Source organism: Dehalobacter sp., assembly GCA_023667845.1.
In the GTDB taxonomy this organism is placed as follows: domain Bacteria; phylum Bacillota; class Desulfitobacteriia; order Desulfitobacteriales; family Syntrophobotulaceae; genus Dehalobacter.
Genome location: JAMPIU010000178.1, coordinates 79,900 through 89,084 on the forward strand (window position 1 = coordinate 79,900; position 9,185 = coordinate 89,084).

Annotated in this window: 2 protein-coding genes; both read right to left on the reverse strand. The window is 47.2% G+C overall.

Annotated features, from left to right (window positions below; translation table 11 throughout):
* Positions 1 to 119: 119 nt before the first annotated feature.
* On the reverse strand, positions 120 to 8,765 hold the full coding sequence (locus tag NC238_15080; protein ID MCM1567232.1) for a glycosyl transferase family 36: 8,646 nt from the start codon (positions 8,763 to 8,765) through the stop codon (positions 120 to 122).
* A partial coding sequence (locus NC238_15085; protein MCM1567233.1) for a hypothetical protein occupies positions 8,734 to 9,185 on the reverse strand: 452 nt, incomplete at its 5' end. The genes NC238_15085 and NC238_15080, both read right to left, overlap by 32 nt.

The following is a 9,185-nucleotide window of genomic DNA, read 5'->3' on the forward strand; positions in this document are numbered from 1 at the left end:
CTTGTATTTATTCAATTTTACCAATTTACCAATCAATTTCCATACAAAACGCTAAAATCCTGCTTTCACTTTTCTTTTTCTAAGAAAATCTTGACGATTCACAGGAAAGTCTTCCTGATTTACAGGGAAATCTCAACGACATGGTTTTTGCCGTCGTCGCTTAACGCAATTGGAAAATGATCCTGAACTTTATCATCGACTTTAATCTTCGTAGACGTCATACTTTCACCAGTTTCAGTCCCTGCCGGCTGCCGGCACTTTACCGTAATTTGATACGTTGAATTCTTATGCCGGTAGGTCAGGGAGTATGACTCCCAGTTAGACGGGACACACGGGGTTAACGACAGTTTGTCCCCTGTAATCTGCAACCCTAGAATGCCCTCCAAGGCCGCCTGATACATCCATCCGGCAGCACCGGTGTACCAAGTCCATCCACCTCTTCCAACATTCGGCTGAACCGCATACACATCGGCAGCGATCACATAGGGCTCTGCCTTATATTGACTGACTTCAATACCGGTACGGGCGTGGTTGACCGGATTCAGCATCTGAAACAGTTCCATCGCCTTATCCCTGCTGCCAAGTTTACTGAACGCCAAAACCGCCCAGGCAGCCGCATGAGTATATTGTCCGCCGTTCTCTCTGACTCCGGGAATATAGGCTTTGATATACCCGGGATTTTTATCCGTTTTATCAAATGGCGGTGTCAGCAGCTTTAACAGGGCTGCGTCCTTATCCCACAGATATCTTTCTACTGCCAGCATGGCATCAGCTGCTCTGCTTTTTAAAGCACTTCCAGACAGAATGGACCAGGACTGGGCAATCGCATCAATTTGACACTCGGAGCTTGTGATTGAACCTACCGGAGATCCGTCATCATAATAAGCACGCCTGTACCAGGAGCCATCCCAGCCATATTTCTCCATACTCTCCTGTAATTCGTTGACGATTCCGGTATATTTTTCAACTCTCTCGCTATCATCTTTTCTGGCACAAACCGGGATAAACTTTTTAAGAACTGCCAGAATAAACCAGCCAAGCCAGACGCTTTCTCCGTTCCCTTCCCTGCCAATCGCACTAAAACCGTCATTCCAGTCCCCGGTTCCGATCAGCGGCAAGCCGTGCCCGCCAAAGCGCAGGCTGCGGTCTATCGCCCGCACACAGTGCTCGTATACTGAACCGCTCTGCTCCGAAGTCTCCGGAACGGCATAACGCTCATCTTCGTTTTCCCCGAGAGCTTCAAGCTTCAGAAAGCTTGTTATCTCTTCCAAAATACTGAAATCTTCGGTATGCTCCAGATAGTCTGCTGTGACGTAAGGCAGCCACAATAAGTCATCTGAGAATTTTGTTCTGATCCCTTTGCCGGTCTCCGGATGCCACCAGTGCTGTACATCTCCCTCCGGAAACTGTCTGGAACTGTGCAGGATAATCTGCTTGCGGGTTATTTCCGGTTTGATGACGGCCAGGGGCATGACATCCTGAAGCTGGTCCCTATAGCCGTAAGCCCCGCCTGTTTGATAAAATCCCGACCGGGCCCAAATCCTGCAAACAATGGTCTGATAAAGCAGCCAACGGTTTACCAGCAGATCAAAGGACGGCTCCGGAGTCGAGATCTGGATACGCGACAAAATATCATCCCAATAGCGGCACACGCCCTGAAACGCCTCTGTGACGCTGTCCGGACTGCAAAAAGACTGAATCAATGAAAGTGCCGTTTCTTTATTTTGTTCATCCCCGAGCAGCAGGCAGACTGTTTTTTCTTCTCCAGGATCCAAGGTTACTTGAAGCAGAAGAACTGCGCATGGGTCGATGTTCGTACCCATCTTACCTGAAAGGACAGCCGATATCCCTGCCGGTTTTACCAGGCTGCCGTTAGCGCCCAGGAATTCAGCACGGTCAGACGTTGACGCTTGATAATCCGCACCGTAACCGGTGATGAAGGCCACTCTTCCGGCAAACTCTTCCTGGTAGACATTCCGGCAGAAGATGGTCGTATCGTGCAGTTCCGTGAGTAAATAAGGCATGTTCTGTTCCCGGTTGACTCCCAGCACCCATTCCAAATAATAATAGACAGAGAGGCGTTTTGGCAGCGTATTTTTATTGGTCAACTTCAACGCTGTAATTTTCAGGTTCTTCCCCAGCGGGATAAAGACCGTCGTTTCCTGGTTAATTCCAAAGCTGGAATGTTCAAATACCGTATACCCTTGACCATGCCTAATAAGATACGGCTGGCTGTCCCTCGCCGGCTGCGGCAGAGGCGACCAGTGCTCTTGGGAGTCCTCATCCTTGATAAAGACAGCCTCCCCGCTGACATCGAGCAGCGGATCGTTTGACCACGGGGATAGTTTGTACTCCCTGCTGTTTTGAGACCAGGTATAGCTCGCCCCTGCTTCAGAAATAATTGTCCCGAATTTTTCATTCGCGATTACATTGACCCAGGGCAGCGGGGTTGGCTGACTTTTCTCATTAATGATCACGTATTCTTTTCCGTTGTCCGTAAATCCGCCATAGCCGTTAAAGAACTTAAAGCCTTCTGTCTTTTTACTCTCCAGGACAGTGAGGTGCGTTTTACATACATTCTGTACAGGGAGGCTGTCTTTTTCTGACCGCCCGCTGGTAATACGGTTGCCTGCGATTTGTTCTATTGTGATTCTTTCGCCGGAAGTTTGTTCACTGGCAGCCGGTTCGTCTATGATCTTTTCACCAGCCCGCAGACACTTCATGATCTGGTGGTTTAAAGATCCGTTTTCGCCGGAAAATATGACGCTGGCGACGGTATGAAGCAGAATATCAGCCTCCCCGGAAAGCTGATCTTTTTTTAGGAGAAATACGCCTCCGGGTTTATTGACGAGTTTCCGAACATGACTGATGCTGATTTTTTCCATGATAACTTCCTGGGTTGCCTGAAAGTATCCCGTTTCGTCCTCATTGAAAATAACCAAGTCGATGTAGAGGCCTTTTATTTTCCAATATTCATGAATGGTCAGGATTTGATCGACCAGCTTGAGCTGGCTGCTATCCTGAATCTTCAGCATGACAACCGGCAGGTCACCCGATATGCCATGAGACCAGAGAGAAGTTTGTCCAAGCTGATTCGATGCTGCGGGACTTTTCCGGATTGGACAGCCATAGATGACCTGCCCGGCCAGACTTGAAATCATATTGGCTTCTCCAAAAGACAGTTGAAGGTTCGTTAATTCCATTAGATTTTGCGACCATGCCAATTCCCTGGCTTGCGTGATCACATAGCTGCTGCGGTATTTCTGGGCAAGCTGAAGGACAGATTCCAACGTATTTCCATATCCGGTCAGGAAATAGACAGATACTGTTCTTCCCGGATCAACTCTCACCCTGGCCCGCAGACTTAAGATCGGATCAAGAACCGCTCCTACCGAATTGGACAAAGGCTGGTTAATATCCATGACCCTAGGATCGGCCAGCGTTCGTCCGCGTCCGATAAATTTGACTCTGTCTGTCTCATACTCGGTTTCCCCAAACATATTTCCTTCACTGAACAAGGTATGCATCATATAATGTTCTGCGTTGTGCAAATGCCGTGGCCGCCGAAAAGCGACAAGGGTATTATTTTCATACTTTGTCTGGATGAACAGCTTGCTGAAGGCGGGATGAGCCATATCCGCCGAGAGTTCATCCAAAGCAACTTCCATATAACTTGTCAGTTGGAGATCCCTGGAATAACTGCTTTGATTGGTCAGCGTGATTCGCCTGATCTCCACAGGATCCTCAGGAGCGACGAATACATCTGTCTGCGTGATGATATTTCCGTCTTTGCGGATATACTTGACCGTATTCGGAAAACAGGTTACCTTGTATTCCTCAGGCTGGGTCTGAACCGGTTTGGCCGTAGCCGACCAAAGATTTCCCGAATTAAGATTTTGGACATAGAGAAATGTTCCATACCTGTCCATGGCGGGATCTTTGCGCCAGCGGGTCAGAAAAAGATGATTATACTGACTGTAGCCTGTACCGGAAAGCGTAAGCATGACGGCATATTCCCGGTTCGAAATGAAGCTGCAGCGCGGAACCCGGGTATTCGGACTCAGGTAGACCACAGGTTTCTCTCCGAGTTTGCAGGAAATAGCGCGGACTTCCTTTTCCCCGTTTTCTTCGATCATCGGATTAAACGTATATTCTTTCAGCGGAACCTGCTCCTGCAGCAGCATTTCAATCGATTTGATGACCGGTTCCCGGTGGAAGCGCTCCTGCATCCTGTTTGCTCCAAGGACATTCCCTAAGGCGATCAAGCTCATCCCCTGGTGGTGAGACATATAGCTCTTGACGATACTGGATTCCTCATTATACGGAACCCTGCTTTTGGTATAGTCAATCGCTTCAAACAGTCCGAATATACCGTTATAACCTTTATTTTTCATCAAACGGAGGTTTTCCATACTTGCTTTAAAATCAATCGGCAGCGCCATAAAAGTTGAATACGGGGATATGACCATATCTTTGGACAATCCTCTTTTCAGGCCTAAGCCCGGAACGCCAAAAGCTTTATATTGGTAATTGTTCTGGATATCAAAACAGAAAAATCCCGATTCGGATATCCCCCACGGCATTTTGGCCTTTTCCGTATGCGCCTGTTGAATCTTTACCACAGAGCGATAGGATTCATCAAGGAGCGTTCCGCGATAGCCCTTAAACAGGATAGAAGGCATTAAAAACTCAAACATGGTTCCGCTCCAGGATACCAGACAGCGCCTGCCGTTTATTCTGGTCAGCGGCCGGGCCATCTTAAACCAGTGGCTTTGAGGCACATCCCCTTTGGCAATTGCCAACAGGCTGGTCTGACGGGCTTCCGAGGCCAGCAGGTCATAATAGGATTTATCCCGTTTCCGCTCTGTTAAATTGTAGCCGATCGTAAACAGCTTGATCTGATCATCAAACAAGGGCTTGAAGTTCATTCTGTACACAAAATGATGAAGATCTTTCTGTAGCTTCCCAGCCCGGAGCAAAGTCAGAACGGCTCGTTTAAGCCCGCGATAGAGATAAGGCTGTAATTCCTTACCGGCGGTTTCCGGATTGTTCAGCAAGCCCAGATATTCCCGGATAAGAGATTTGACTGGGTACTGTCCGAGCTTTCGCAAAGAATCGGGCAGGTTAGGCAGGGTCAGGAACGGGAAGAAATATTCCAACGCATTTTTTCCGTCTTGAAGCATCCGAGCCAAAGCCTCCGGCCAAAAATCTTTTGTCATCAGCCTGAGGTCTGTCTCGGGTTTCTCAGCCGTATTTCCGTTTTGATCTGCCGGATTTCTGAGATGATTGCGCGTCAGTTTTGCCCATTTATCTACAAATGCATAACAAGTTTGAAGGTCTGTTATGCCTGCGGACGCTCCGGCTTCTTCAGCTCGCTCACTTGCCATGATGGCTTTCAGTTCTGCGCCAAAAGATCCCCTGACGTCAGGATCCACCGTGCCGGCATTCTCCTGACTCAGCAGATAAGTATCCATGAACCCCTGCAGCATGTTTTGCCCGATCAGTGGTTTCCCTGAAATTTCGGCCAGACCGTTTTTTAGCGCGATCATATAGCCTGCCATGTTGCCGCTGTCAACCGTGGAAATATAGATTGGGTGAAGTGGTTCCAGCGTCTGCGTATCGTACCAGTTATAGATATGCCCATTCCATTTTGGCATTCCTTGGATCGTCCGAAGCGTATTCCTGACCCGGCTCAGCATTCTTTCCGTGGTTACATAGCCGAGATCTCCGGCTGTAAGGTTAGCCAGCAGCGCCAGCCCGATATTGGTAGGTGATGTCCTGCAGGCCTCTCCTTTATGCGGCTCCAGCTGGATATTATCCGGAGGCAGATAATTGTTTTTCGCATTGACAAAAAGATCAAAATAAGCCCATACCTGCCGAGAGAACATACGAAGCACCCTGCGGTCTTCGGAAGATATCTCTGTGATAGAACCGGCATAGGGCAGACTCATTCGGTAGGCAAGCCATGGCGACGCCAGCCAGCTGATCAACAAGATTGTTAGGATTATCCCCGTAAGCAAGCTCACATAAAAATAACCGGATAGAAAGAAAAGGCTCATCACGATGCCGCGCGCCATTCTATGATAAAAATTCCAGGGGTCTAACTGAAGATGCGTTTCAGAATCTGCAGCCGTCTCCCATTCGAGTAAATTGCGTTTGGTGATGATTTGTCTCCCAAGACTCCTAAATACGGCATCCAGTTGATTATACGCTTGATACGGCAGCACCGCGATGCTGAACAGGATCTGGCTGATTCCTAGTTTCAGCTCAAACTTAAAGATCCTGAAGGTTATACTGCGGTCGATAAGGCGTCCGCCAATGTTCAGAAGCAGCGGTAAACTCAAACTCAGCAGGACTAAAATCGCCAGCTGGCTGAAGAACTGATGCAACGCGGTAACGGCTAAAAAAAGAATAATTATCTGAAAAGGCGTTTCCAGGCTCCGTCTGAGATTGTCAAAAATCTTCCAACGGGATACAGCGGAAAAGTCCTGCTGAAACATATAACGCGCAATTTGCCAGTCTCCCCTTATCCAACGATGCGCCCTTTTGGTATGCGACAGGAATTTGGTCGGATATCCGTCAAAAAACTCAATATCCGTCGCTAAGGCTGTACGCGCATAGAGACCTTCAATTAAGTCGTGACTCAGGATCCTATTATCCGGAAAGGCATCTTGGGTCACGGCGTGAAATACTTTCAGATCATAAATGCCTTTTCCTGTAAATATTCCTTCTCCAAAGAGATCCTGATAGATATCTGAAATCGCGCACGTATAGGGATCAATGCCTGCTGTTCCGGTGAACACCCTGGCAAAAGGCGAAGCAAACGCGCTTGCCGCCGTAAGACCGATCCGCGGCTGAATAATACCATAGCCATAGGCGATACTTTTGCCGTTGTCAGCCAGTCTTGCTTCATTCATCGGATGCGCAATTGTACCAATCAGCTTGCGTGCAGAATCTCTGGGCAGTATTGTATCGGCATCCAGCGTGATAACATAGCGGATTCCTTGCATGGCTTCCGGCTTTCCTGTTTGAATAAAGTAACTCGTCTCTCCCTCGTGCAGAAGCAGCCGGTTGAATTCAATCAGCTTTCCCCTTTTTCTTTCCCATCCCATCCAGGTCTTATCTTTTTCGTTCCATTTTCTTTCCCTGTGAAAATAGAAAAAACGCTCTTCCCCATATTTGTCATTCAGTTTTGCCGCCGCTTTGACACCTGCCTGAATGATCTCATCATCCCCAAGCTGTTTGGCCGCAGGGGCATCTGCAAAATCACCGAGAACGGCAAAGCACAAGTTCTGATCCCGGTTGCTTAAATAGTGTGTTTCCAGTTGTTTCATTTGCTGCCGGACTTTGGACGGATGATTGAAAATTGCCGGGATTACAACAATGGTTTTGTATTGCTCCGGTATCCCGTTATCCAGGTACAATTTCGGCAGAAAGTTCGGAGACAGCATCCTGCAGAACAAACGATTAATGAGACAGACAGCCATGCCATTGATCAGGACCAGCGCTCCAATCAGGCCCAGAAGCATACTACCCGACGATACATTGCCAGAATTGTTTTTTGTCAGATCGAGAAAAATAAAAAAAGGTATCAGTGTCGCCAGAAATATTAACCCAAGGTAGGACAAGGCAGGTTTTAATTTCAGATAACAGTATATGCCATGAAAAGACTTTTTTACCCTGCCCCAACTGTCGGCCAGCTCCTTTTCCAGGCGCACCTTGCCAGAACCAAACAGGTAATAACCAACATGGTTAAAAGGCGCAGACTGGTTCTGGGCAGCTAATTTTTCCAATGTTCTGGCCACAATAATTTCTGTAACTTTATATTTTCCTGCCAGACCTTCTATTTCATGCCTGTATTTGTCCCGGGAATCAAAATCCATCTTATCAAATATTCGGGCCGGATCCTTTTGAAGGGTTTGCTGTACCAGACTGACATTTTCGAAAAAAGCAGACCAGTTCTCAGCGTTAATCTGTTTGATATCCGTGACAAGTTTGCCCATGGCCGCTCCCTGGGCTGTCAGAAAATGATGTTCTGAATTTACGGCCTTCTCCACCGTTGTATTTTGTCTGCTGGCCGCATTATCAAGCCAGTTGTACAGTATTTTAGCTTCTAGGCCATGTTCCTTAAGCTTTCTGGAGATTCTTTCCATAAAAATTGCCGTGAGCACGTCTTCCGGATCATGCCCAGATGCAGGAGGCATCTCAGCTGCGGGCGTTTCAGCGTCCGTGCTTCCGTCAAATACAGTCTTTAACCAATCATCAGCTTTTCTTCTTTCGGCCTGGATATAAAGAATACGCTCAATCTGATAGTAGACTTTTTCCAGCAGCAGTACTTTTAACATCATTGGAACAGCCCATATCTCAGCAGATGAAAGCGGCGCCTCTTCCTGATACCCGGTAATAAACGCCTTTAATTGATCAAAATTTAATTCATGTTCACACTGTTTTAGAAACTCAGCTATAATTAGATAAATTCTGGGGTAACCGGCGTTATCCCCTCCTTTTAAATACTGCAACTTGCTTTCATATTCTTTGGAGATATCCTTGGTCAGTCCTGTGATCAATTCGCTGATAATGTAGTAGTTGTCCAGGTACCATTCTGCTGCGGGAATGACGTCTTCCGTTTCATAGTAATATTCATTGATTGGAGAATAAGCTTCACGGATATAGGCACTTTGTCTTTTAATAACCGGCAGTAGGCTCCGACCTCTAGGGGTAAGCCCCAGCCAGTTATGGAATTGAGCAAGTTCCGAGATCTTCATATTTCAACCCCAACATATTTTTTTCTTTACTCATTATGTCCATTTTTGCGGGCATAATTCGTAATTTACAGCCTGCTGGGGCAAATCGCCGCTCTTCGCCATCCGTGGTACCGCAGTATTCGTCCATCTCTAGTACTGTGTATTTTAAATAAATAGGTAAATAACATTCAGACTTTAGTATCTCGGGCCTGTCTGCCTGCCACAATTCCGCTTTCGACCATTGTATCATCCTTGATACGCCGCTCCTTGCCGTAAGCCTAGAGGCTAACTGCCCGAGCACAAAGGAAAGACGCCTCAAAATGAAGTGCACCCCAAATGTTGGACAAAAAAATCTAGCATTTGGAGGTGCACTTTTCTTTGGCAAAGTATTCTTATGAACAACGTCTAGAAGCGGTATTGAAAGTAACCGAACAACACATG

Coding starts and splice junctions, on each gene's coding strand:
- NC238_15080 (MCM1567232.1), bottom strand. CDS start 8,765: ATGAAGATCTCGGAACTTGCTCAATTCCATAACTGGCTGGGGCTTACC.